Genomic DNA, 22,696 nt, shown 5'->3' on the forward strand with positions numbered 1-22,696 from the left:
CAAAATGGTTGAGAGATTGGGGCAGCGGGCGCATGTTTCGTAAAATTCTGATCGCCAATCGCGGCGAAATCGCTTGTCGCATCATCAAGACGGCGAAGCGTATGGGACTTGCGACGGTGGCCGTCTATTCCGACGCCGACGCCGACGCGCTGCATGTCGAAATGGCCGATGAGGCCGTCCATCTCGGACCGCCGCCCGCCGCCCAATCTTACCTCCTGATCGACAAGATCGTCGCCGCCTGCAAGGAAACCGGCGCCGAAGCCGTCCATCCGGGCTACGGCTTTCTTTCCGAGCGCGCCGCCTTCGCCACTGCGCTCGCCGAGGCCAATATCGTCTTCATCGGCCCCAATGTGCGCGCGATCGAGGCCATGGGCGACAAGATCGAGTCGAAGAAATTCGCCTCCGCCGCCAAGGTCAGCGTCGTGCCGGGCTATCTCGGCGTCATCGAAAACGCCGAAGAGGCGGTCCGAATCGCCAGGGACATCGGCTATCCGGTGATGCTCAAAGCGTCGGCCGGCGGCGGCGGCAAGGGCATGCGCATCGCCTTTTCCGACGCCGAGGTGATCGAAGGCTTTACGCGCGCCCGTTCGGAGGCCGCGTCGTCCTTCGGCGACGATCGCGTCTTCGTCGAGAAATTCATCGTCAATCCGCGCCACATCGAAATTCAGGTGCTCGGCGACAAGCACGGCAATGTGATCCATCTGAACGAGCGCGAGTGCTCCATTCAACGCCGCAATCAGAAGGTCATCGAAGAAGCGCCCTCGCCGCTGCTCGACGAAAAGACCCGTCGCGAAATGGGCGCCCAGGCGGTCGCGCTCGCCAAGGCCGTGGACTACGATTCGGCGGGCACCGTCGAATTCGTCGCCGGCCAGGACAAGAGCTTCTACTTCCTCGAAATGAACACCCGCCTGCAGGTCGAGCATCCGGTGACGGAGCTGATCACCGGCATCGATCTTGTCGAGCAGATGATCCGCGTCGCCGCAGGCGAGCCTCTGCAACTGAAGCAGGAAAACGTCAAGATCAACGGCTGGGCGGTCGAGAGCCGCATCTATGCGGAAGATCCGACGCGCAACTTCCTGCCGTCGGTCGGACGTCTGGTCAAATATCGGCCGCCCGAAGAGAAGCGCGAAAGCGGCGTTACGGTGCGCAATGACACCGGCGTCACGGAAGGCCGCGAGATCTCGATCCATTACGATCCGATGATCGCGAAGCTCGTGACACATGCGCCGGATCGCTTGCGGGCGATCGTGGCGCAAGCCGACGCGCTTGACCGCTTCGTGATCGACGGCATCCGCCACAACATTCCGTTCCTGTCGTCGCTCATGCAGAGTCCGCGCTGGCGCTCGGGCAATCTTTCGACGGGCTTTATCAGCGAAGAATATCCAGAAGGGTTCTCTTCGCCCGAGCCTCAGGGCGATGTGGCGCACACGCTCGCCGCGATCGCAACGCTGATGGACCACATCGGCAATGAGCGCAAACGCAAGATCTCGGGGCAGCTGCGCGGCGGAAAGCCGGTGGAGTTCGAGCGCGAACGCGTGTGCATGCTCGGCGACCAGAGATTCGACGTGACTGTCGAATCGCAGGGCGAAGCGCTGATCGTGCGCTTTGCTGAGGGCGATCAGCACGCGCATCGCGTTTCGACCCAGTGGCGGCCCGGCGAACTCGTGCTCGAGGGCGAGGTCGACGGCCGCACCATCTATGTGCAGGCGCGTCCCATTCTCAACGGCTATGCGCTTTCCCATCAGGGCGTCGACGCCATAGCGCGGGTCTACACTCAGCGCGAGGCCGAACTCGTGGCGTTCATGCCGAAGAAAAAGGACGCCGGCGCCTCAAAGCACCTGTTGTGTCCGATGCCTGGCCTCGTGAAGACCGTCGACGTGGCGGAAGGTCAGGACGTCAAGGCCGGAGAGGCCTTGTGCATGGTGGAAGCCATGAAGATGGAGAATGTGCTGCGCGCCGAGCGCGACGTCACCGTCAAGAAGATCTTGGCCAAGCCCGGCGACAGCCTGGCGGTGGACGCGGTGATCATGGAGTTCGCCTGAGCGCGCCGCCGCACGTGGCGGGCTACAGGTTGAGGAACATGCTCACCGACAGGATGTGATTGATCCGGTGATCGAACTTCTGCTCGCGCCGCGAGACGACGCGTGACTGGATCAGCTGATTCATGTAGCCGATCTCCACGCGCGCCTTCTCGCTGAACGTATAGCCGAGCCCGGCGAAGCCGCGGTTCTGATCGAAGCCGAACCGCGCTGACGGCGTCGTCGAATTCAGCCGCACGAACACTTCATCCCAGAGCACGACGCTCAAGGGCGAATTTTCCCAAAGCGGATGAGAAAAGCGCACGAACTGGCGCAGGCGCCATTCGACGCGATTCACATTCTGAATGAAGCGCTGCTCGAGTCTTGTGCGACTAGTCAGGTCGCCGAACGTCGCTTTGTCGGTAAGCAGAACCTGCTGCCAGGTCCGATTCTCATGCTGGGTCCTGGCGTCCTGCGGAAACGTGGCGATATGGGCATAGCCAAGCCAGACGCTGGCGTTATCCGACAGCGCGTAGCCGACGCCGGCGCGACCGAGCGCTTGATCGGCGATCGCGCCGTCGTTGCGAAAGCGTCCCTGGCTTTCCAGCCATAGCCGCCACTTCTCTAGACTCGGATCTATTGATCCGAGCTTGGCGATGGTCGTGACGTTCTCCCATATCCTGAAATCCTCATCGACAGCCGCCGCAGGGGAGGCTGTCGCGAGAATCCCGGCAACCGACGCGCCGCCGATCACAAGGCGCTTGGCCCGCCCGAGAGTCGCTGTAGCTGACACCGCCGTCTCCGTTATGCGCCAGGCAGTGAAGCGACTCTCCTCAGTTCAGTCAAACGCCACAGGTCGGGCTTTTTGCGCTAGGTCAGGCCGCCACGGCTGTGGCGGGCGTCGGGCGCGCGCGCTCGCGGAACAGGCCATGGAGAGCGTCCCAGTCCAGCACGAGCTCGCCGCCGTCGTTCCGAAGTTGCTCATCCCAACTCGCCAGCAGATCGAGGGAAGCATGATCGATATAGCTCAGCTCGTTGAGATGCACGTGCACCCGCGCCCCGGGCGGCAACGCTTCGAAGGCGGCCGCGAGTTGCGGCAAGCGGATAAAGGTCGCTGCGCCTTCAAGGTGAAGCACCGTCATGCCGTTGACCCGCTCGGAGCGGATGTTGAGATGCGAGAAGGTGTAGAGCAGGCGGGCGACCGCGAAAGCGACGCCAACGGCAATGCCGGTCAACACGTCGGTCGCCACCACGGTCGCCATGGTCGCCGCGTAAATGCCGGTTTCGATGCGGTCCTGACCCCACAGAAAGCGTGCAAAGCTCAGATTGATGAGATTGAGTCCCGCATAGACGAGGACTGCGGCGAGGCTCGCGACGGGGATGATGCGCAGAACGTCGGGCGCGAGCGTGATGAACAGCAGGATCCACACGCCGTGCAGTATCGTGGCGAGTCTCGTCCGCCCGCCTGCCGTGACATTGGCGGAGCTGCGCACGATCACGCCGGAGACGGGCAGCACGCCGAGCGCGCCGCAGAGAAAATTGCCGACGCCCTGCGCGATGAGTTCCTTGTTATAGCGCGTCCGGGGGGTGCGGCGTTGCATCGCGTCGACGGCGGTCGCCGTCAGAAGCGACTCCGCGCCTGAAACGAAGGCGAGCGACAACGCGGCCGCCCACAGCGCGCCTTCGCCAATACGGCCCAGCGTATGCGCGGTGGGCAAACTCACCGCCGCGAGAAGATCGTCGGGCGCGGGCACATATTTGATGTCGAAAGCAAAGAATGCCGCGACAGCGGTCGCCAAACCGACGCCGACCAGCGGGGCGGGAATAAAGGACAACCATCCCGGCGCAAAACGACGCCATGAGAGGATGGCGGCGATCGTCAGCAATCCGATAAGGGCCGCAGGCTCATGCGCCTGCATGGTGACGCCCTTCCAGACCGCGATGGGCAGCGACCAGAGATTGATTATGCCGCCGAATTCCTGGCCGGTGCCGGGCGGCGTGTCGTCGACCATCACATGAAACTGCGACGCGAAAATCAGCAGACCGATGCCGGCGAGCATGCCCTGAATCAGCGCTGGCGAGACGGCTCGGAACACCGGACCGAAGCGCAGGACGCCGGCCGCGATCTGAATGAAGCCCGACATCATCACGATGAGTCCGAAGACTTCAAAGCCGAGATCCTTGATGAAAACCGCGGCCATGACGGCGGCGCCGTTCGCGGCGCCGCTGACTTGCAGGGGACAGCCCGACAGCAGGCCGACAACGACGCCGCCGATGACGCCGCTGATCAGGCCGACCGCGGCGGCGTTCTCGAAGGGATAGCCGGCGACGAGCGCGAGACCCATCGACAGCGGCAGAGCGACGAGCAGCACGACGATCGAAGCGAAGATGTCGGCTTTGATCGTCGTGAGGCGTGAGGGCGCCCAATCCAACTCTATCGACATTCAGCATCCCCTTTGGTTCGGTTGGTTCAGCGAAGCGCTCGTGACGTCAAACCTCGACGCTGACGCGCTCTCTCTCTTCGCGCGCAGGCATGTCCGACGGCGTCGGCGCCAGCACGAACTGACGCGTCGCCGGGTCGTAAACAAACACGTCGCCCGTTTCGATCTTGTAGACCCAGCCGTGCAGCCGCAGTTTGTCCTGAGCGAGCGCCGAGGCGACGACAGGATGGGTGCGCAGATTTTCAAGCTGCGCGAGCACATTCTCCTGAATGGCGACGTTGAGCTGTTCGGCGCCGGTGCGGTCGGCGTATTTGTCCTGCATGATGCGCCGGGTCGTTTCCGCGTGCGACAACCAGTCGCTCAGCGCGGGAAAGGCCGTGGCCGGCGGCGGATCGAGCAGGCCTTTCATCGCGCCACAGTGCGAATGGCCGCAGACGATGATGTCCTTCACGCCGAGGCCCGCGATCGCGAACTCGATCGTCGCCGCTTCGCCGCCGCGCACGGCGCCGTAGGGCGGGACGAGATTGCCGGCGTTGCGCAGGATGAATAGATCGCCTGGCGCCGACTGGGTGAGCAGGCACGGGTCGATGCGCGAATCCGCGCAGGTGATGAACAGCGTCTCCGGCGCCTGGCCTTTGGCGAGGCGTTCGAACAGTTCGCGCTGGCTGCCGAACACCTGTGACTGAAAGTGGTGTAGGCCTTCGATCAACCGCTGCATTTTTGAGCTCCTATCGCTCCTGGACGTCCTGCGATTTTTTCGGTGAGGTCGCGCTCGGCTACATGCGACACGTTCGAACTCCTCGAGCAGCGAGGGGTCAGTTCGCGCGCCCCGTTCTTTCATTCTCGCGATCGGATGCGCGGCTGTCGTCGGTCGCACGCTGCTGGCAACTGGCATCGCCATCGCTGTTTCGCGACCCGAACAAATAGTCGCACAGCAGGCAGTGTCCCCCGGCGCCATCCATAAATTCGCGCCCGATCGCGTTTCCCGGCGAAGCGAGAGCGCCCGCCAAAGCAAGAACGGCAAGTGCGGAACGATGCGCCATGGCCTGTCCTCCTGTTCACAAACGCGCCCCTGCGACGCTGACGTCTTAAAAATGGACCAGTGGCGTTCGATTGAAAATAAGGATATATAAATTAGTTACATCGGTAAAAGCTATGAAGCGCCATGGAACGCCTCAACTACCAGCACCTCTTCTATTTCTGGAATGTCGCTCGGGAAGGAAGCGTCACCCGCGCGAGCGAAAAGCTCGGGTTGGCGCAGCCGACGGTCAGCGGTCAGATTGCAGTATTCGAGTCCGCAATCGGCGCGCAGCTCTTCCGCAAGGAGGGTCGCAAGCTCGTCATGACCGAAACCGGGCGCACGGTGTTCAACTACGCGGACGAAATATTCTCGCTGGGGCGTGAGCTGGGCAGCGCATTGAAGAATCGGGCGGCGGCGGTCAGCGTCAGGCTGAGCGTCGGCGTTTCAAACGCGCTGCCGAAACTCGTCGTCTATCGACTGCTCGAACCCGCTCTCTCCGCCCATAACCAAGTTGTCTGCCACGAGGACAAGACCGAGCGACTGCTGGCCGAACTGCCAGTGCATGGAGTCGATCTCGTGCTCTCAGACTGGCCCGCGACAGGCAGTTCGGACGCCCGCATCTACAATCATCCGATTGGTGAATGCGGCGTTGCGGCATTTGCGATCCCGGAGCTGCGGCAACGCTACCAGAAGAATTTCCCGCGGTGCCTGGACAGCGCCCCACTCTTGCTGCCGACGACGAACACCGCGTTGCGCCGATCGCTCGATCAATGGCTGGACGCCAATAGTCTCTTTCCGAAAATCGTCGCGGAAGTTGAGGACAGCGCCCTGCTGAAGACATTCGGCACGGCGGGCGTCGGCGTCTTCATGGCGCCGACCGCCGTTCGCGCGCAGGTCGAGCAGCAATATGGCGTCGAATATATCGCGACGCTGGACGGCGTCAGCGAGCGGTTCTATGCGATCACCGCGCAAAGAAAAATCAAACACGAGGGCGTCGCAACCATTCTCGAGAGCGCGCGCGACTGGCTCGTCTAATCTTTGAGCACGCGCGTCACATGGCCCATCTTTCGGCCGACGCGCGTCTCTTTCTTTCCGTAAAGATGCAGACAAGCGCCGTCTTCGCGCGCCAGCTCCGGCCATGCGTCGACGTCATGGCCAATCAGATTGCGCATCTCGACGCGGCCATGACGGCGTGTGGCGCCGAGCGGCCATCCGGCGACCGCACGCATATGCTGCTCAAACTGCGAGGTCAGCGCGCCGTCGAGCGTCCAGTGTCCGGAGTTGTGCACCCTCGGCGCAATTTCATTGACGATCAGCGCTTCGCGTTCGCCGTTGCGCACGACGAACATTTCGACCGCGATCACGCCGACATAATCGGCCGCCGCGGCGATGCGTCCGGCGATGTCGATCGCGTTCGCCGCGGTTTCGTGGGCGATCTCCGCGGGCGCCAGGGTCGTCGCCAGAATGTGATGTTCATGGAGATTTTCGCACACGTCATAGGCGCGAAATTCGCCGTCCAGGCCGCGCGCCGCGACGACCGACACTTCTTTCTCGAAGGGCACGACGCTTTCCAGTATGCAGGGCGCGCCGCCAAGCGTGCGAAAAGCGACCGCGAGGTCGCCGCCGTCGCGCAACTGCGTCTGGCCCTTGCCGTCGTAGCCGAGGCGCCGCGTCTTGAGGATCGAGTTGCGTCCGAGCCGCGCGACCGCGCGTGCGAGCGAGCCCGCGTTGTCGACCGGCACGAAATCGGCCGTGGCGATTCCGAGGCTCTGCACGAACTGTTTCTCGACGAGCCGGTCCTGCGTGAGCGCCAGCGCCTTCGGATTGGGCCGTACCGGCCGATGCGCGGCAAGCACTTGCGCCGTGCGGGCGGGGACGTTTTCGAATTCATAGGTGACGACGTCGACGGATTCCGCGAATGCGGCGAGAGCGGCCTCGTCGTGGAAGTCGGCTTGCGTGCGCGCCGCGCAGACATCGAAAGCCGGATCGTCGGGAACAGGCGAGAAGACATGGGCCTTCAAACCGAGGCGCGCGCCCGCCATCGCCAGCATGCGCGCCAGCTGGCCGCCGCCAAGGATGCCGATCGTCGCGCCGGGCGCGAGCATCACGCGCCGTCGCGCGGCGTCATCGCCACACTGTCCGTCTGTCGCGCCCGATAGGCGGCGAGTCGCGCCGCGAGGCCCTGATCGGCGCGCGCGAGAATCGCCGCGGCGAGCAGCGCCGCGTTGATGGCGCCGGGCTTGCCGATAGCGAGCGTTCCGACGGGAATGCCGCCCGGCATCTGCACGATCGACAGCAGCGAATCGAGGCCCTTGAGCGCTTCCGATTCGATCGGCACGCCGAGAACCGGCAGCGGCGTCATGGATGCGGTCATTCCGGGCAGATGGGCGGCGCCGCCGGCGCCGGCGATGATGACCTGGAAGCCCTCGGATTCGGCCGTTTTGGCGAAGGCCACGAGTCGATCGGGCGTGCGGTGGGCCGAGACGATTCTCGCCTCGCAGGCGACGTCGAGCGCCGCGAGCGTTTCGACCGCATGGCGCATCGTCGCCCAGTCGGATTGCGACCCCATGATGACGGCGACGGGCGGTTTGGACTTCCCCACTCTTGCTTCCTTCACGAAGGGAAGCCATGCGGCATAGACGATGGCTTCCCGATAGGCAAGCGCGCGATCCATGGCGATTGCAGGCCGATTTCGCTTCGCGCGCGGGCGGCGCCCGCGCTAACGTCGCCACGGGATTCTCTCTATCGGTGTGGACACATTATGGAAGTAAGTCTGAGGCAAGCGGTCGCCGTGCTGGCCGTTGCGATGATCGTCGCGATCGCCGCGCGTCAAATCCGACTGCCTTACACCGTCGGACTGGTCATTGTCGGCGCCGCCGTCGCCCTGTCGGGCGCAGACTTCGCGCCGCATCTCACTCATGATCTGATTTTCGATTTGATCCTGCCGCCGCTCCTGTTTGAGGCGGCACTGACTCTTTCCTGGCGCGAACTGGTGCGCGATTCGCTGCCATTGCTCGCGCTCGCAGGAATCGGAACGGTCATTTCTGCGGCGGTCGTCGCGGTGGCCATGACGACGCTGCTCGACTGGCCTCCATACTCCGCGATGCTTTTTGGCGCGCTGATTGCCGCGACGGATCCGGTCGCGATCATCGCGATGTTCAAGGACAACAGGATCAAAGGCCGGATGCGGCTGCTGGTCGAGAGCGAGAGCCTGCTCAACGACGGCGCTGCGGCGGTGCTCTTCGTCATGGCGCTCGCCTTCGTGCAGAGCGGCGGCGCCAACCAGAGCGGCGTGGAGACCGCCGTAACTCTCGTGAAAGTCGTATTTGGCGGCGTGGCCGTCGGGGCCTTGTTCGGCGGGGCGGCCATCCTTGCGTCGCTGCGCACCTCCGAACATCTGATCGAAGCGACGCTGACGACCATCGCGGCGTTCGGCTCCTTTCTGATCGCCGAACATCTCCATGTCTCCGGCGTTCTGGCGACGGTGACGGCCGGCCTCGTCATGGGCAATCTCGGGCTCCTGAGCGAACAGGAAGGCGGCTACATCAGCCTCAAGGGGCGTGAATTCGTTCTGTCCTTCTGGGATTTCGCGGCCTTCGTGGCCAATTCCATGGTGTTTCTGCTGATCGGCGCGGATGTGGCGTCGACTCCTTTCGGCGCCGTAGGGGCGACGGCGTTGGCGGTGGCGATCGCCACGGTTCTTTGCGCGCGCGCCATCGTCGTCTATCCGCTGAGTTCGTTGTTCCTCGCTTCGCGATGGAAGATCTCGTTTCGCGAGCAGCATGTTCTCTGGTGGGGCGGCTTGCGCGGCGCCTTGGCGCTGGCTCTGGCGCTGTCATTGCCAGGCGATCTGCCGCAACGCGACGAGATACTCGCCGTCACTTTCGCCGTGGTTGGCTTCTCGATCGTGGTTCAGGGCCTGACGATGCCGCTGCTGCTGCGCGCGCTCGGCTTCCTGCCGGCTCGGTCCTGACCTGCGCGCGTCGAGCGGCGGCGCGCGAGGCCCAGCAGCTACGCGATAATGTCGGGCGTGAGCTGGTCTTCGAGATAGGCGATGCGGTCGCGCAGCAGCAGCTTGCGTTTCTTCAGCCGCTGAATCTGCAGCTGATCGGCGACGCCGACCGCGAGCAGCGCGTCGATCGCGGTCTCGAGATCGTGGTGCTCCAGCCGAAGTCGTTCGACCTCCGCGCGGATGGCTCCCTTATCGATCTCGCTCGGCGTTTCATTCATTGAAGATCGTCCTCGAACGCCACTGAACGCTCGGGAATCGGTTGCGCGCGCGCGCAATTATCCCGCCTCGGCCGGGAGGCGTTCAAGCGAATTGCTCCATCAGGATTCATAAGCGTTCCGCATCTCCCCGATTGCGTCGATTTTGGCGTAGAGCGGCGCCCAGTCGTCGCGTTCGGCGATCGCCGCCCAGAGCGCCTCGACCTCATCGATCAGCATCGTGCAGGGCGCGGCGCGCTGGAAATAGGGGTGATGGAGGCGCGCATTCGCAGACGGCCTATGCTGCGCCAGAGCGGCGCGCAAGGCCGCGAATGCCTCCCCCTGATAATGGCTCGCAGACGGGCTGCGCGCGGCGCGCTCGTTGGAGGCGAGGCCGCCGCGCCAATCGAAGAAGGTCTGTTCGAATGGAGCCTTCGTCGTTGTCAGAAAATCGACGAAGGCTTTGGCCAGCGCGGCATCGGCGTCATCGCCCGCCGAAGCAAGTCCGAGTCGATTGAGCAGCGCCGCCCGGAATTCCTGCTGTATGCGGCCTGGGAAAGTCGCGAGGACCGTCTCGGCGGCTTTCAACCCGGTGAGGTGGATCAGGCATTCCGCAAGGCGGGAGAGATTCCAGCCGAGCGCGCCGGGCTGGCGGCCAAAGGCGTAAAGACCGATCTCGTCGAAATAGGCGGCGGTGAAGGTCGGATCATAGACCGGCGCGAAACGCCACGGACCGTAGTCGAAGCTTTCGCCGGTGACGTTGATGTTGTCGGAATTCAACACGCCGTGCACGAAGCCGGACGCCATATAGCCCGCGCCGAGCTCGGCGACGCGCGCGACCACCTGTTCGAGAAAGGCGAGCGCTCTGTCCGGCGCCGGCAGATCGGCGATGGCGGGGAAGTAATGGCTGCAGACGTGGTCGAGCAGCCTGTCGATCGCCGCGGAATCATTGTGGAAGGCGAGGCGCTGAAACGTGCCGATGCGGATATGCGAATGCGACAGCCGCACCAGCACGCTCGAGCGGGTGGGCGAAGGTTCGTCGCCGCGCATAAGCGCCTCGCCGGTCTCGATCAGGCTGAAGGTCTTCGAGGTGTCGACCCCGAGCGCCTCCAGCATTTCGGTCGCCAGAATCTCGCGAACCCCGCCCTTGAGCGTCAGCCGCCCGTCGCCGCGTCGCGACCAGGGCGTCTGGCCGCTGCCTTTCGTGCCCAAGTCGAGCAGGCGGCCGTCCTTGACGTCCCGCAATTGCGCGAAAAGGAAGCCGCGGCCGTCGCCGAGATCGGCATTGTACACGCGGAACTGATGCCCGTGATAACGCAGCGCTAAAGGGTGGGCGAAGCCGCCGGGCAATGGTGAGAAGCGCCCGAAATGCTCGATCCACTCCGAGTCGCTCAGACCGTCGAGCCCGACCCGCGCGGCCCAGCGCTGGTTGCGGTAGCGTAGCCGATGCTCAGGGAAGGTCGCGGGTTCGACGCGATCGAAGAACGGCTCGCCGAGACCTTCGTGCAGGGTCTCGGCGCGGTAAAGCTCGGTGACTGGCATAAGGATGAAGTCTCGCAAATCGCGCGCCGCGGCGACTGCCTAAAAAATAAGGCGGAGATCTCTCTCCGCCCATGGCGTGAAGCAGTAGAATGTGAGCCAGCCGGAAACGCTAATGTCGCGTCTCGCTGATCGACAGTTTGGCGAGCTCGTCCTTGATCTGCAATTTCTTGCGCTTAAGTTCCGCGATCTTCAATTCGTCCGCTTGGGGATGCAGCTGTTCCTGCTCGATCTCCTTTTTGAGCGCTTCGTGGCGGCGCTGGAGTTCGACGATATGACCCTGCAAGGACATGCGAAACCTCCTTAACTTCTCTCCGCTTGACCAGCGGGAGCGGCGTTAAGTCTGCCACAAAGCAGGCTCGCCGCAAGACTTGAAATCGCGCAACGTCACAAATCTTTTACGCACGCAAGCTGCGGCTTTTACCAAATCTCAATCCTTTCCGAGGCTTGCGCTCAAGGCTGAGCGCGAACGTCGCAGCCAAAGCCCGCTTGCGCGCCGTCTCGTTCGCCATTATAGACGGGCGCTCCGGCCGATCCGGCTTGGGGGCGCGTAGCTCAGCGGGAGAGCACTACGTTGACATCGTAGGGGTCACAGGTTCAATCCCTGTCGCGCCCACCATTGTGCAAGCGCAGCGGCCACTCGCCGCTCGGTTTTCGCCGCCGACTTTAGCGCCGCGCACGCTACTTTCTTCAGGCAAGGTGGTTGAAACGCGATTCCGAGCGTTGCCGGTGGCGTGATCTGCGCCCTGCTGATTCCTGACAGCCTAAGCATGGGCGTTCAGCGACGATGCCGCTGAATACGTCCGACACAGCGGGGTGGCGATGACGACTTCGCGACAGGCGCATTGGGACAACATTTACACGACCAAGCGCGAGGCCGAAGTCAGCTGGTTCGAAGAAATTCCCAAGGAGTCTCTCGAGCTGCTCCAGCTTGTGGGCGCACGACCGTCATCGGCCATCATAGACGTTGGCGGTGGCGCGTCCCGGCTTGTCGACAGCCTTGTCGCGAAGGGCTTCCAGGACATTACCGTCCTGGACCTGTCGGCCGCGGCTCTTGATACAGCGCGAGTCCGGCTCGGCGCCAAGGGCGACAAGGTGAAGTGGATTGTCGCCGATGCGACGGAATGGCGGCCGGCAGAACTCTATGACATTTGGCACGATCGCGCCGCGTTTCACTTCCTGACCACTGAAAGCGAGCAGCGCGCTTATCTTCGCCGGCTCAAACAAGCGCTCAAGCCAGGCGGCTATGTCATCATTGGCACATTTGCGCCCGAGGGCCCCGACAGGTGCAGCGGTCTCCCGGTGGCGCGACACAGCGCCGGAACGCTCGCCGCCATTCTTGGCGCCGACTTCGCGCTCGTCGACAGTCGCCGGCACGAGCATGATACGCCCTGGCATGCGGCGCAGAAGTTTCAGTTCAGCACATTCCGGCGCTCGTCGTGACGCAGTCGCCAAAATTGTGCTTTTAAATTCAGCGTATTGTGGGAACTACGCAGAAGCCCGTTGGTTTAAACGTCGGGAGGACAGCGACATGCTCCCGAAGAGACGAATTGACGACGATCCAGCCTCTCGCGCGGTTCTTCGGGAAGTGGGAATAGCGCTGCGGCTGTCTTTCGAGGCCGTCACTCGCGAGCCGGTTCCTGAACAAATGGCCATGCTGCTCCTGCGGCTTGCTTTGGCTGAGTCGCTGCGGCTGGCCGCCGAAGAGGATCAGGCCGAGGGAGCAGGCCCTGACGGTCACAATGAGGCGGAGCGTTAGGCGCGGCTGAAGTTTGGCGCGCCCATCGCTCTCCCGCGATCGCTTGACCCGCCCGGCGGATGCGCCATCTCAGAGTTTCCGCTTGTCTTCAGCTGCTGGGGCGCGCGCATGAGGAAGCGTCTGGTCGTCCTCGCATTGCTCGGCCTCGCCTTCGCCAGCGGCGCGGTCCAGTCGAAGGATCAGCAAAAGGCGTCCAAGAAGCCGCCTAAAAGCTGTTTCCCGATTCTTCGGATTCCGCCGGGCGATCCGACGCCTCCGGATGGACCCATTCCTTACTCCGTCTGGTACTACACGCTTTACGATCAGTTCTGCCAGGGTAAGTCGGAAGATAAGTGCATCTGGGCGTGTGCGAAAAAGCCCGCCGACAAGAGCGGCGGCGAAAAGAAGGACGGAGACTAGCGGGTCGCTCGAAACCGAGTTGTCCTCGGGCGTTCTTAACCGCATTCCTCGCCGACCGTGGCTCTCCGGATCAATCGGCGATAGCCTCCGGCGCGCCAGGGTCGACTGACCGGCTGGCGATTAGCTCGAAGGACTGCTCCTTATGACCTATAAAAAATTGCTGGGCGCAGCGGCGCTCAGCGCGAGCCTTGCGTTCTCTTTCGTCCCCGAGGCGGACGCCATGCCGATCCAGGCGCCCGACAATTCACAGAGTTCTCTTCATCTCGTTTACGGGGGCTGCGGTCCTTACGGTCACAGAGGACCCTGGGGCGGATGTCGCCGCGGCGGTCAATGGAGTGGGCGGCCGTATTGGCGCCGCTAGTGAGCGTCACCCGGTGAATATTCGCCCGCTTGTCGGGCGCTAAAACAGAGATTGGCGTTTCGCTCCGCCAATCTTGTTTTCTTCTCGTTTGATCGCCGCGCTGCAGGCGCTCGCCGAAATCTGGCGAAAGCGGAGGAGACCATGGATCTGCCTGCCATTGACCCGCTGATCGGGGCTGGCGTCGCCGCCTCGACCGCGATTACCGACGCCGTCTACGTATTCTTCAACGCCGCCGTGTCGGAGCGCCGGCGCGTGGCCGCCGCGAGCTGGAGCAGCGTCTGGTATCTTCTCTCCGCCTTCGCGGTGATCAGTTACACGTCAAACTGGGCATATGTGGCGTTTGCGGCGGTAGGCGCGTGGATCGGCGGCTTCCTGTCGATCACGGCGCTGAATTACCTTGTGCCTCTCCGCAAGACCTAGGATTTCGGCGCAAAAAAAACGCCGCTTACGCGGCGCTAGAGGAGGATTGCTTCAGTCGCGAACGACGGCTTGATTCGGATCCTGGCTCAACAGCATTGGCAGTCGCTTGCTGGAGGCGCTGGCGACGCTCATCTCCTGCTTGCTGCTGTGAGCGACTCCACGCGCTTTTTGCTCGTGGTTGACATTCGTGGCGAGGCCCAGGGCGAGAAATCCGACCCAAAACGCCACCGGCACGATGCGCGAATTCGAAAACGGCATTTTGGCTCCCCTCGTTTGCTCTAGCGCCTCTAGCGGACGACTGGAGCTTTTCCCAAGCTGCGTCCAAATAAAAGCGCCAGGGACGAGGAACCTCATGGCGCCAGCATAAAACCTTTCTCGCTCTGGCTGCCGGGCTGGACGGCAAAGCCTGTGAAATTTGGCGCCAATGCTTACATTTTCAGTGGACCTATGCGGCATGGCCGGAAGCGCATTAGCTTGCGCCCAGGGAGATTGCAGCGATGACCTTTATGACCACGGATCGGACCACGCCCGTTGTGAAAAGCGGGCATGTTCAACTCTCGATCATTCTGGCGGACTCGGAGAAGACCACTCTGCAGAACCAGATCTTCGACCAGATCCGCTCGATGATCCTCAATGGCCAGCTGAAGGGAGACGATCCCATGCCGACCACGCGCGAGCTGAGCAGCCAGCTCGGCGTCTCGCGCAATACGGCCGTTCTGGCTTATGAGCGGCTGATCGCCGAAGGCTATATCCGCACGAAGCCCTATGTGGGCACCTTCGTCGCGCCGGATCTGCCGGATACGGCGTTTCTTTCCGCCGACCATCGCGCGCCGCAGGCGGAAGAGCAGGGCGCTGCGGAAGATGTTCCGCCGCCGTGCGGATCGTTGCGCACCCATCGTCTCGCCGACCCGGAACGCCGCCGTCTCGCCGCCGACTTCTGGGTTGGCCGGCCCGACGCGCGTTCCTTTCCGCTCAAGGTCTGGTCGCATCACATCAAGAATCGCCTGAAAGCAGTCGGCTCCAATCTCACGAGCTACAGTGACGCCGCGGGATTGATGGAGCTGCGGCGCGCCGTCGCCAAACATCTTGCGCCGGCGCGGGGCATCGTCGCCGAGCCGGATCAGATCATCATCGTCGGCGGCTGCCAGGACGGCTTCAATCTCGTCGGCCGTTTGCTCGTCACGCCGGGCTCGACCGCCGTCATCGAGTCGCCCTGCTATCAGGGCGCGGCCTTCGTGCTGGAAAGCCTTGGGGCGAAGCTGCATCCCGTGCCGGTCGATCAGGACGGGCTTGACGTGTCGCAGCTGCCGAAGACGAAAGGCGCCGTCGCCTATGTCACGCCATCGCATCAATATCCGATCGGCGTGACCATGAGCCTGCAGCGACGGCTCGAGCTGCTTGCCTGGGCGACGCAATATGACGCCTACATCATGGAAGACGATTACGACAGCGACTTCCGATTCGTCGGTTCGCCGCTGACGGCGCTCAAGGGCTTGGATCGCAACGAGCGCGTCATCTATCTCGGCACCTTCTCGAAATGCATGGGTCCGGGCCTGCGCCTCGGCTATGTCGTGCTGCCGCGCCGTCTCGCCGAAGCCGGACGGCGGATGAAAATGCTGATGAACAATGGCCAGAGCTGGCTCGAACAGGCCGCGATGGCGGATTTCATGTCGAGCGGCGAATTCGGGCGCCATCTGCGACGCATCCGCCAGCTCTATCGCGATCGGCGCGACGCCTTGCTCGGCGCGCTGCGCAATCACTTCGGCGATTGCGAGATCTACGGCGACCAGGCCGGCATGCATCTCGTCTGGAAGCTGCCGGAAGGTTTTCCGGACGCCGCCGAAGTGGAGAAGCGGGGGCTCGCGGCGGGCGTCGGCGTCTGTTCGCTGGCGACCGGCTCTGCGCTGCGCTTCGAGGACAAGAACGGCGGAGACCGGCTGCTGATGCTCGGTTTCGTCGCGCTCACCGAAAAAGAGATCGAAATCGGGATCGCACGGCTCGCGCAGGCGCTGAAGACATAGCCGTCGCGCGCGCCTTAACAGGACGAGCGCCTTGCCTCTCCCGATGGGAGCGGGCGTTGCGGGGCAAACGTGTGAGGGGTCGCGGCGCCGCTCGGCTTTGCGTAACGCCGCAGTGACGCTATGCGCTAATATGCAATCCCTCATCCCGGTCCCGCGGACCGGCCGTCTCCGCTCGGAGAGGGTTAGCGCGCGAGCGTCATAAATCCATGAGCGACCTCAGCAGCCACGTCCGCCTGCGCGCCATGCCTTCCGGCGTCTGGGCGCTCGGGATCGTGTCGCTGCTCATGGATTTCTCCTCCGAGATGATCCATGCGCTGCTGCCGATCTATCTCGTCGGCGCGATGGGCGCCTCGATGGCCGAGGTGGGGGTCATCGAAGGCGTCGCCGAGGCCACCGCGTCCGTCGTCAAGATCTTCTCGGGCGCGCTCTCGGACTGGTTCGGCCGGCGCAAGCTGCTGGCGATCATCGGCTATGGCCTTGCTGCAGTGACCAAGCCGATGTTTCCGCTCGCGCCGAATCTCGCCTGGATCATGTCCGCGCGCTTTATTGATCGCGTGGGGAAGGGCATCCGCGGCGCGCCGCGCGACGCGCTCGTCGCCGATATCGCGCCGCCTTCCATCCGCGGGGCGGCCTTCGGCCTTCGCCAGTCGCTCGATACGGTTGGGGCCTTTCTTGGACCCGCCGTCGCCGTGGCCGCCATGTGGCTTTCCGCCAACAGCATCCCTTTGGTGTTCTGGATCGCAACCATCCCGGCGGCTCTGGCGGTCGCCGTCCTGGCATTCGGCGTGCGTGAGCCGCAATCGTCTCGCCCGCCTCGGCCGGCGCGTTTTCCGCTGCATATCGATGAAGTCCGCGGTCTCGGCGCGCCATTCTGGATCGTCGTGGCGATCGGCGTCGTTTTCAGCCTGGCCCGCTTTTCGGAGGCGTTCCTGATCCTCAAAGCGCGCCAAGTAGGACTGCCGGAGGCGCTTGCGCCGCTGGTGCTCGTCGCCATGAATCTCGTCTACGCGGGCGCTTCCTATCCAGTCGGCGCCTTCTCCGACCGGGGCGACCGGAAGACGCCGCTGATGGCCGGTCTTGTGGCGCTGATCGCCGCCGACGCGGCCCTGGCGATGGCCGACCACATGCCGCTCGTTTGGCTGGGCGTCGCGCTCTGGGGGCTGCACATGGGCCTGACCCAGGGCCTGCTCGCCGCGCTCGTCGCCGACGTCGCGCCGGCGGCGCTGCGCGGGTCGGCCTTCGGCGTGTTCAACCTGGCCAGCGGCGTCGCCTTGCTCATCGCGAGCGCAGCCGCCGGCGCCCTGTGGGACGTCTATGGTCCGGCCTCCGCCTTCTGGGCCGGCGCCCTTTGCGCGTCGGCGGCCTTTGTCGCGCTCAGGCTCGGCGCCGCTCGTCTTGGCGGGTCGCCCCAGGACCGCGGGGGTTCCCGTTAAGATGTTCGCGTCGAAAATCGGGCGCGTTAACCGATGGCTAAGCATGTCATTTAAACATTGAAAACAAAGCATAAATCTTCCGCAATTACGCCATCGTTGGCCATTCATTTCCAGAACCGGCGGGGGCGCTGGCGTTCAAAAAACGCACCATCGAGGTTCTGATGAAAAAACGAGTTTTCGGCCTCGCCGTCGCGGCTTGCTTGGCCGCCCTGTCTGCGTCGGCCGCAGACCTGCCGTCGCGCAAAGAGCCGCCGCCGGTCTACATTCCGCCGCCGCCCGTCTTCACCTGGAGCGGCATTTACGTCGGCCTCAATCTCGGAGGCGGGTGGCTCGACCGCTATGACTACGGCAACTGGTTTTTTCCCACTCCGACAGCGCCAAACACGGGCGGCGTGATCGGCGGCGCGCAGATTGGCTACAATTATCAATTCACGCCGTTCCTCGTCGCCGGCGTCGAAACCGATTTCCAGGGCACGAGCGTCGGCGGCGGCAGCACGCTGTGGGGCGCGACGCGCAGCGTCGGCTGGTTTGGCACGGTGCGCGGCCGCGCGGGCCTGTCGCTGCTCAATTCGCAGCTGCTTCTCTACGGCACCGGCGGCTTCGCCTATGGCGACGTGCGTCTCAACTACGGATGGCTCGGCTCTCAGGCGCGCACCGGAACCGGCTGGACAGCGGGCGGGGGGCTCGAATACGCCTTCCTGCCGAACTGGTCGGCGAAGGTCGAATATCTCTATACAAACATCGGCGCGAATTACGATCCCATCTATGTTGCGCCCTTGATCGTCGAAACTCAGCAGCGCGCGCATCTCAATACTGTTCGCGCCGGCGTCAATTACCGCTTCAACTGGCTGCTTGCGCCTCCCGGACCGGCAGTGGCGAACTACTGAAGCCGAATGCTATAAACGCGAGCGGCAAAAGCCCCGGCGACGGGGCTTTTGCCTTTTGCGGCGCTCCGGTTCGACCGCTTTTGGTTGCGGCGCCGCAACAATTGAACTATCTGCTTGGAAGCGTTCCGAGAAACAAATCGGCCGCATGCGAGAGGGTTCCACATGGCCGACGCCGACATTGACAGGCTCGCCGAGCGACGGCCGTTGTCGCCGCATCTGACGATCTTCAAGCCCATTATAACGATGATGATGTCGATCGCGCATCGCATCACCGGCGTCGGGCTTTACGGCGGCATGGCGCTTCTGGCGCTGTTCCTGCTCGGCGCGGGGGTCGGCGGCGGCGCCTTTTCGGCGGTGTCCTGGATCGCGACGGGCTTCATCGGCAATGTGCTCGTGGTGATGATCGTATGGGCGATCTTCCACCACCTGCTCGGCGGCGTGCGTCACGCGCTTTGGGACCGGGGCCTCTACATGGACCCGAAGGGGCGCGAGCTGGTTGCGCAAGGCACGCTCGTCGGCGGAATCCTGCTGACGCTCCTCCTCTTCATTCTCAAAACGCTGGCGAGCTGATCATGACGGCTGTGACAAGGTTCAAGAGCGGTCGGGCCGCGCTCGGCGGCGGTTATGTTTCCGACCACAGCGGCTCCTTTCATGCGCGCTTCATGCGCCTCACCTCCTACGCGTTGGTCCCGCTCGGCGCCTTGAGCGCCTGGTGGATTCTGGGAATCGCCGGCAAAACGCTTGAAGGCGTGCGCGCCGAAATCGGCAGGCCGTTCCCCGCGCTCGTGCTTCTTGCTTTCGGCGTCATCGGCATGATCCACGCGCGCCAGGGCATGGACGAAATCATTGAAGATTACGTGCATGACAAAGCGCTGAAGGCGCAGGCCATGATCGCCAATACATGGGCGTCGCGGGCGATTGCGGCGGTCTGGGTCCTCGCCATCCTCCTGATCGCTGCGCCGAAGTAGTCGGCATGCGATTGACGGCGAATCAGAAAGCCGCGCGCCGCAGCGCTTCCTTGATCTCGACGACCTCATCCTGTACCGGCGCAAACGAGCTGTTCGCGGCGCGACTGACATTGGAAAAGGCTTGATTGATGGTTGAAAAAGGTCCTGCATCAAATGTGTCGGTCAGCGGCCGGGCGTATCCGATCGTCGATCACACCTTTGACGTGGTCGTCGTGGGCGCGGGCGGCTCTGGCCTTCGCGCGGTGGTCGGCTGCGCCGAGGCGGGACTGAACGTCGCCTGCGTCACCAAGGTCTTTCCAACGCGCTCGCACACGGTGGCGGCGCAAGGCGGCATCGCCGCCGCGCTCGGCAACATGGGGCCGGACGATTGGAAATGGCACATGTACGACACCGTCAAGGGATCCGACTGGCTCGGCGACCAGGACGCCATCGAATATATGTGCCGCAATGCGCCCCCCGCCGTTTACGAATTGGAGCATTGGGGCGTTCCCTTCTCGCGCACGAGCGAAGGGACGATCTATCAACGTCCCTTCGGCGGCATGACGACGGACTATGGCAAGGGTCCGCCGGCGCAGCGGACCTGCGCCGCCGCGGACCGCACCGGCCACGCCATGCTGCATACGATGTATGGGCAGGCGCTGAAGCTCAACACCAAGTTCTTCGTCGAATATTTCGCCATCGACCTCATCATGGATGCGCAGGGCGAGTGCCGCGGCGTCATATGTTTGAAGATCGACGACGGAACGATCCATCGTTTTCGCGCCGCGCTCACCGTGCTCGCGACCGGCGGCTACGGCCGCATCTATCTCTCGGCGACGTCGGCGCATACCTGCACCGGCGACGGCAACGCCATGGTGCTGCGCGCCGGTCTGCCGCTGCAGGACATGGAGTTCGTGCAGTTTCACCCAACCGGCATCTACGGGGCGGGCTGCCTGATCACCGAAGGCGCGCGCGGCGAGGGCGGCTATCTGACGAACAGCGAAGGCGAGCGCTTCATGGAGCGCTATGCGCCGTCCGTTAAAGACCTCGCGCCGCGCGACATGGTCTCGCGCGCGATCACGATGGAGGTGCGCGAGGGCAGGGGCGTCGGCAAGTTTAAGGACCACGCCTATCTGCATCTCGAGCATCTCGACCCGGCGATCCTGCATGAGCGCCTGCCGGGCATTTCCGAAAGCTCGAAGATTTTCGCCGGCGTCGACGTGACGCGCGAGCCGATCCCGATCATACCGACCGCGCATTACAACATGGGCGGCATACCGACGAATTATCACGGCGAGGTTCTGCGCAAGCGCGACGGAAATCCCGACGCGGTCGTGCCCGGCCTGATGGCGCTTGGCGAAGCGGCCTGCGTTTCGGTGCACGGCGCCAATCGACTTGGCTCGAATTCGCTGATCGATCTCGTGGTGTTCGGCCGCTCCGCGGGATTGCGCGCCGCCGAACTCGTCAAACCGAACGATACGCAGCCGGAACTGCCGGCGGACTCGGCCGATCTTGCTTTGTCGCGGCTCGATTTCTTCCGCAACGCCAATGGCGGAACGTCGACGGCCGTCTTGCGTGATCGAATGCAGCGGACGATGCAGTCGCATTGCGCCGTCTATCGCACCGGCGAGGTGCTCGCCGAGGGCGTCGAACAGATCAACGCGGTGTGGCGCGACGGCGCCGACGTCAAGATCGCCGATCGTTCGCTGATCTGGAATTCCGATCTGATCGAGACGCTGGAATTCGACAATCTCATCGTGCAGGCGGTCACGACGATGGAAAGCGCCGCCAATCGCACCGAGTCGCGGGGCGCCCATGCGCGCGAGGATTTCCCCAATCGCGACGACAAGAACTGGATGAAGCATACGCTCGCGACCATCGATCGCGAGAGAAAGACGACTTCAATCGACTACCGCCCGGTGCACAGCTACACGATGACCAACGAGGTGGCTTACGTCGAGCCGAAGGCGCGGGTGTATTGATATGGTCGAATTTACCCTACCCAAAAACTCCGTCGTCGCCGAAGGCAAGATCTGGCCGAAACCCGAAGGCGCCCAGCGCCTGCGTGAGCTGCGCATCTATCGCTGGAATCCGGAAGACGGCGCCAATCCGCGCATCGACACCTATTTCATCGACGCCGACGATTGCGGACCGATGGTCCTCGACGCGCTGATCTGGATCAAGAACAGGATCGATCCGACGCTGTCCTTCCGCCGCTCCTGCCGCGAGGGCATCTGCGGCTCATGCTCGATGAACATCGACGGGCTGAACACGCTCGCCTGCACCAAGGGCATGGACGACATCGACGGCGCCATCAAGATCTATCCGCTGCCGCATATGGCGGTGGTCAAAGACCTGGTGCCGGATCTGACGATTTTCTTCGAGCAGCATGCGGCGATCCAGCCGTGGCTGCGCGCGGGGCCCGATCCGGCGAAGGAGCGGCTGCAATCGCCGGAGCAGCGCGCCAAGCTCGACGGGCTCTATGAATGCATCCTATGCGCCTGCTGCTCGACGGCCTGTCCGAGCTATTGGTGGAACTCAGACCGTTTTCTGGGGCCAGCGGCGCTGCTGCAGGCGTTCCGCTGGGTGCAGGATTCGCGTGACGAATCGACGACGGACCGCGTCTCCTACGTCGATGACGTGTTCCGCCTCTATCGCTGCCACACGATCATGAATTGCACGCAGGTCTGCCCCAAAGGCCTGTCTCCGGCGAAGGCCATCGCGGAGCTGAAAAACATGGCGATCGCCCAGGACGAGGCCGAGGCCCGCTGAGCGCGGCGCGCCTTGATCCCGCCGCGCCGCCGGTCTAGGACGGATTGAACATTCACGGAGATCTGCGCCATGTCGACCTGCGCCCGTCTTTCTTTCGGACCGCTCCTTTGCGCCGCTTTCCTCATCACGGCCGGGCCGCAGGCCGCCTCGGCGCAGCAGCTTCAAGTCGATCCCGGCGCGCTCGACGCTTCCGGCGCGGTGTCGGCCCAGCCAAAGGCCAGGAAGGCCAAGGCGCAGCAGTCCCAGCGCGGCGCGCAACAGCAGCAGGGAGGCGGCGGCAACCGCCAGTTCGGCGAACTCGAGGGTTGGTCGCCCGGCAAGGGTGCGCCCGGAGGAAAGCCGAAGGAGAAGGAAGACGAGACGCCGAGCTCGCCCAACGGGAAATTGCCTATTGGCGTTTCGCCGTCGGGGAATATGTCCGTCGGCCTCCCGTTCTAAACATCTCACGCGCCGGCGTTCGCCGGCTGGAGCT

26 protein-coding genes and 1 tRNA gene are annotated in these 22,696 nt (G+C 63.6%); 17 read left to right on the forward strand and 10 right to left on the reverse strand.

The window, feature by feature from the left end:
- Positions 1–32: 32 nt before the first annotated feature.
- Positions 33–2,042, forward strand: coding sequence for an acetyl-CoA carboxylase biotin carboxylase subunit (locus tag AC0X69_RS18045; protein WP_482609444.1), 2,010 nt, complete (start codon positions 33–35; stop codon positions 2,040–2,042).
- Positions 2,043–2,064: 22 nt separating this feature from the next.
- Here AC0X69_RS18045 and AC0X69_RS18050 read toward each other — a convergent pair whose 3' ends face one another.
- The 4 genes from AC0X69_RS18050 to AC0X69_RS18065 form a co-directional block, all read right to left on the reverse strand.
- On the reverse strand, positions 2,065–2,811 hold the full coding sequence (locus AC0X69_RS18050) for a DUF2490 domain-containing protein (RefSeq protein WP_482609446.1): 747 nt from the start codon (positions 2,809–2,811) through the stop codon (positions 2,065–2,067).
- A gap of 82 nt (positions 2,812–2,893) precedes the next feature.
- Entirely contained in the window at positions 2,894–4,462 is a 1,569-nt protein-coding gene (locus tag AC0X69_RS18055) for a SulP family inorganic anion transporter (RefSeq protein WP_482609448.1), read from the reverse strand.
- Between the two features lie 46 nt (positions 4,463–4,508).
- On the reverse strand, positions 4,509–5,177 hold the full coding sequence (locus AC0X69_RS18060) for a carbonic anhydrase (RefSeq protein ID WP_482609450.1): 669 nt from the start codon (positions 5,175–5,177) through the stop codon (positions 4,509–4,511).
- A gap of 97 nt (positions 5,178–5,274) precedes the next feature.
- Positions 5,275–5,502 carry a hypothetical protein gene (locus AC0X69_RS18065; protein WP_482609452.1) on the reverse strand — a complete coding sequence of 76 codons (228 nt, stop codon included), beginning with the start codon at positions 5,500–5,502 and terminating at the stop codon, positions 5,275–5,277.
- A gap of 122 nt (positions 5,503–5,624) precedes the next feature.
- Here AC0X69_RS18065 and nhaR point away from each other — a divergent pair, with 122 nt between their 5' ends.
- Entirely contained in the window at positions 5,625–6,515 is an 891-nt protein-coding gene (gene nhaR, locus AC0X69_RS18070; RefSeq protein ID WP_482609454.1) for a transcriptional activator NhaR, read from the forward strand.
- Here the strand turns inward: nhaR and AC0X69_RS18075 are convergent.
- On the reverse strand, positions 6,512–7,585 hold the full coding sequence (locus AC0X69_RS18075) for a 5-(carboxyamino)imidazole ribonucleotide synthase (RefSeq protein ID WP_482613440.1): 1,074 nt from the start codon (positions 7,583–7,585) through the stop codon (positions 6,512–6,514). The genes nhaR and AC0X69_RS18075 overlap by 4 nt on opposite strands.
- The gene (gene purE / locus AC0X69_RS18080; RefSeq protein ID WP_482613441.1) at positions 7,585–8,049 is read right to left on the reverse strand and encodes a 5-(carboxyamino)imidazole ribonucleotide mutase; all 465 of its coding nucleotides are present in this window, start codon (positions 8,047–8,049) and stop codon (positions 7,585–7,587) included. Before purE ends, AC0X69_RS18075 begins: the two co-directional genes overlap by 1 nt.
- A gap of 192 nt (positions 8,050–8,241) precedes the next feature.
- Between purE and AC0X69_RS18085 the strand changes: the two genes are divergently transcribed.
- Positions 8,242–9,453, forward strand: a complete 1,212-nt coding sequence (locus tag AC0X69_RS18085; protein WP_482609456.1) for a cation:proton antiporter — start codon at positions 8,242–8,244, stop codon at positions 9,451–9,453.
- Positions 9,454–9,491: 38 nt separating this feature from the next.
- Here the strand turns inward: AC0X69_RS18085 and AC0X69_RS18090 are convergent, their stop codons facing one another.
- From AC0X69_RS18090 to AC0X69_RS18100, 3 genes are all read right to left on the reverse strand, one after another.
- Positions 9,492–9,710 carry a YdcH family protein gene (locus AC0X69_RS18090; RefSeq protein ID WP_482609458.1) on the reverse strand — a complete coding sequence of 73 codons (219 nt, stop codon included), beginning with the start codon at positions 9,708–9,710 and terminating at the stop codon, positions 9,492–9,494.
- A 99-nt stretch (positions 9,711–9,809) separates the two neighbouring features.
- Complete coding sequence (locus AC0X69_RS18095) at positions 9,810–11,228, reverse strand: protein adenylyltransferase SelO (RefSeq protein WP_482609460.1); 1,419 nt, start codon at positions 11,226–11,228, stop codon at positions 9,810–9,812.
- A gap of 109 nt (positions 11,229–11,337) precedes the next feature.
- Entirely contained in the window at positions 11,338–11,517 is a 180-nt protein-coding gene (locus AC0X69_RS18100) for a YdcH family protein (protein ID WP_428384915.1), read from the reverse strand.
- Positions 11,518–11,769: 252 nt separating this feature from the next.
- On the opposite strand from AC0X69_RS18100, the gene AC0X69_RS18105 reads away from it, so the two are divergent.
- The 6 genes from AC0X69_RS18105 (at position 11,770) to AC0X69_RS18130 (ending at position 14,164) form a co-directional block, all read left to right on the forward strand.
- Positions 11,770–11,844, forward strand: a tRNA-Val gene (locus AC0X69_RS18105).
- A 203-nt stretch (positions 11,845–12,047) separates the two neighbouring features.
- Entirely contained in the window at positions 12,048–12,668 is a 621-nt protein-coding gene (locus tag AC0X69_RS18110; protein ID WP_482609462.1) for a class I SAM-dependent methyltransferase, read from the forward strand.
- A gap of 88 nt (positions 12,669–12,756) precedes the next feature.
- Positions 12,757–12,984, forward strand: coding sequence for a hypothetical protein (locus AC0X69_RS18115; protein ID WP_482609464.1), 228 nt, complete (start codon positions 12,757–12,759; stop codon positions 12,982–12,984).
- Positions 12,985–13,092: 108 nt separating this feature from the next.
- On the forward strand, positions 13,093–13,383 hold the full coding sequence (locus AC0X69_RS18120; RefSeq protein ID WP_482609466.1) for a hypothetical protein: 291 nt from the start codon (positions 13,093–13,095) through the stop codon (positions 13,381–13,383).
- A gap of 142 nt (positions 13,384–13,525) precedes the next feature.
- Complete coding sequence (locus AC0X69_RS18125; RefSeq protein ID WP_482609468.1) at positions 13,526–13,744, forward strand: GCG_CRPN prefix-to-repeats domain-containing protein; 219 nt, start codon at positions 13,526–13,528, stop codon at positions 13,742–13,744.
- Positions 13,745–13,885: 141 nt separating this feature from the next.
- Positions 13,886–14,164, forward strand: coding sequence for a hypothetical protein (locus AC0X69_RS18130; RefSeq protein WP_482609470.1), 279 nt, complete (start codon positions 13,886–13,888; stop codon positions 14,162–14,164).
- Between the two features lie 51 nt (positions 14,165–14,215).
- Here the strand turns inward: AC0X69_RS18130 and AC0X69_RS18135 are convergent, their stop codons facing one another.
- Positions 14,216–14,422, reverse strand: coding sequence for a hypothetical protein (locus AC0X69_RS18135; protein ID WP_482609472.1), 207 nt, complete (start codon positions 14,420–14,422; stop codon positions 14,216–14,218).
- A 239-nt stretch (positions 14,423–14,661) separates the two neighbouring features.
- Here AC0X69_RS18135 and pdxR point away from each other — a divergent pair, with 239 nt between their 5' ends.
- The 8 genes from pdxR (at position 14,662) to AC0X69_RS18175 (ending at position 22,662) form a co-directional block, all read left to right on the forward strand.
- Positions 14,662–16,185: a MocR-like pyridoxine biosynthesis transcription factor PdxR gene (pdxR, locus tag AC0X69_RS18140; protein WP_482609474.1), complete on the forward strand. Its 1,524-nt coding sequence runs from the start codon at positions 14,662–14,664 to the stop codon at positions 16,183–16,185.
- A 206-nt stretch (positions 16,186–16,391) separates the two neighbouring features.
- On the forward strand, positions 16,392–17,618 hold the full coding sequence (locus AC0X69_RS18145; RefSeq protein WP_482609476.1) for an MFS transporter: 1,227 nt from the start codon (positions 16,392–16,394) through the stop codon (positions 17,616–17,618).
- A gap of 161 nt (positions 17,619–17,779) precedes the next feature.
- On the forward strand, positions 17,780–18,505 hold the full coding sequence (locus AC0X69_RS18150; protein WP_482609478.1) for an outer membrane protein: 726 nt from the start codon (positions 17,780–17,782) through the stop codon (positions 18,503–18,505).
- A 162-nt stretch (positions 18,506–18,667) separates the two neighbouring features.
- Complete coding sequence (sdhC, locus tag AC0X69_RS18155) at positions 18,668–19,075, forward strand: succinate dehydrogenase, cytochrome b556 subunit (RefSeq protein ID WP_482609480.1); 408 nt, start codon at positions 18,668–18,670, stop codon at positions 19,073–19,075.
- Between the two features lie 2 nt (positions 19,076–19,077).
- Complete coding sequence (gene sdhD / locus AC0X69_RS18160) at positions 19,078–19,473, forward strand: succinate dehydrogenase, hydrophobic membrane anchor protein (protein ID WP_482609482.1); 396 nt, start codon at positions 19,078–19,080, stop codon at positions 19,471–19,473.
- A 128-nt stretch (positions 19,474–19,601) separates the two neighbouring features.
- On the forward strand, positions 19,602–21,434 hold the full coding sequence (gene sdhA / locus AC0X69_RS18165) for a succinate dehydrogenase flavoprotein subunit (protein ID WP_482613442.1): 1,833 nt from the start codon (positions 19,602–19,604) through the stop codon (positions 21,432–21,434).
- Position 21,435: 1 nt separating this feature from the next.
- Positions 21,436–22,224: a succinate dehydrogenase iron-sulfur subunit gene (locus tag AC0X69_RS18170; RefSeq protein ID WP_482609484.1), complete on the forward strand. Its 789-nt coding sequence runs from the start codon at positions 21,436–21,438 to the stop codon at positions 22,222–22,224.
- A gap of 69 nt (positions 22,225–22,293) precedes the next feature.
- On the forward strand, positions 22,294–22,662 hold the full coding sequence (locus tag AC0X69_RS18175; RefSeq protein WP_482609486.1) for a hypothetical protein: 369 nt from the start codon (positions 22,294–22,296) through the stop codon (positions 22,660–22,662).
- The last annotated feature ends 34 nt before the right edge of the window (positions 22,663–22,696 follow it).

The sequence above is a fragment of the Methylocystis sp. Uni0008 genome, assembly GCF_056838045.1.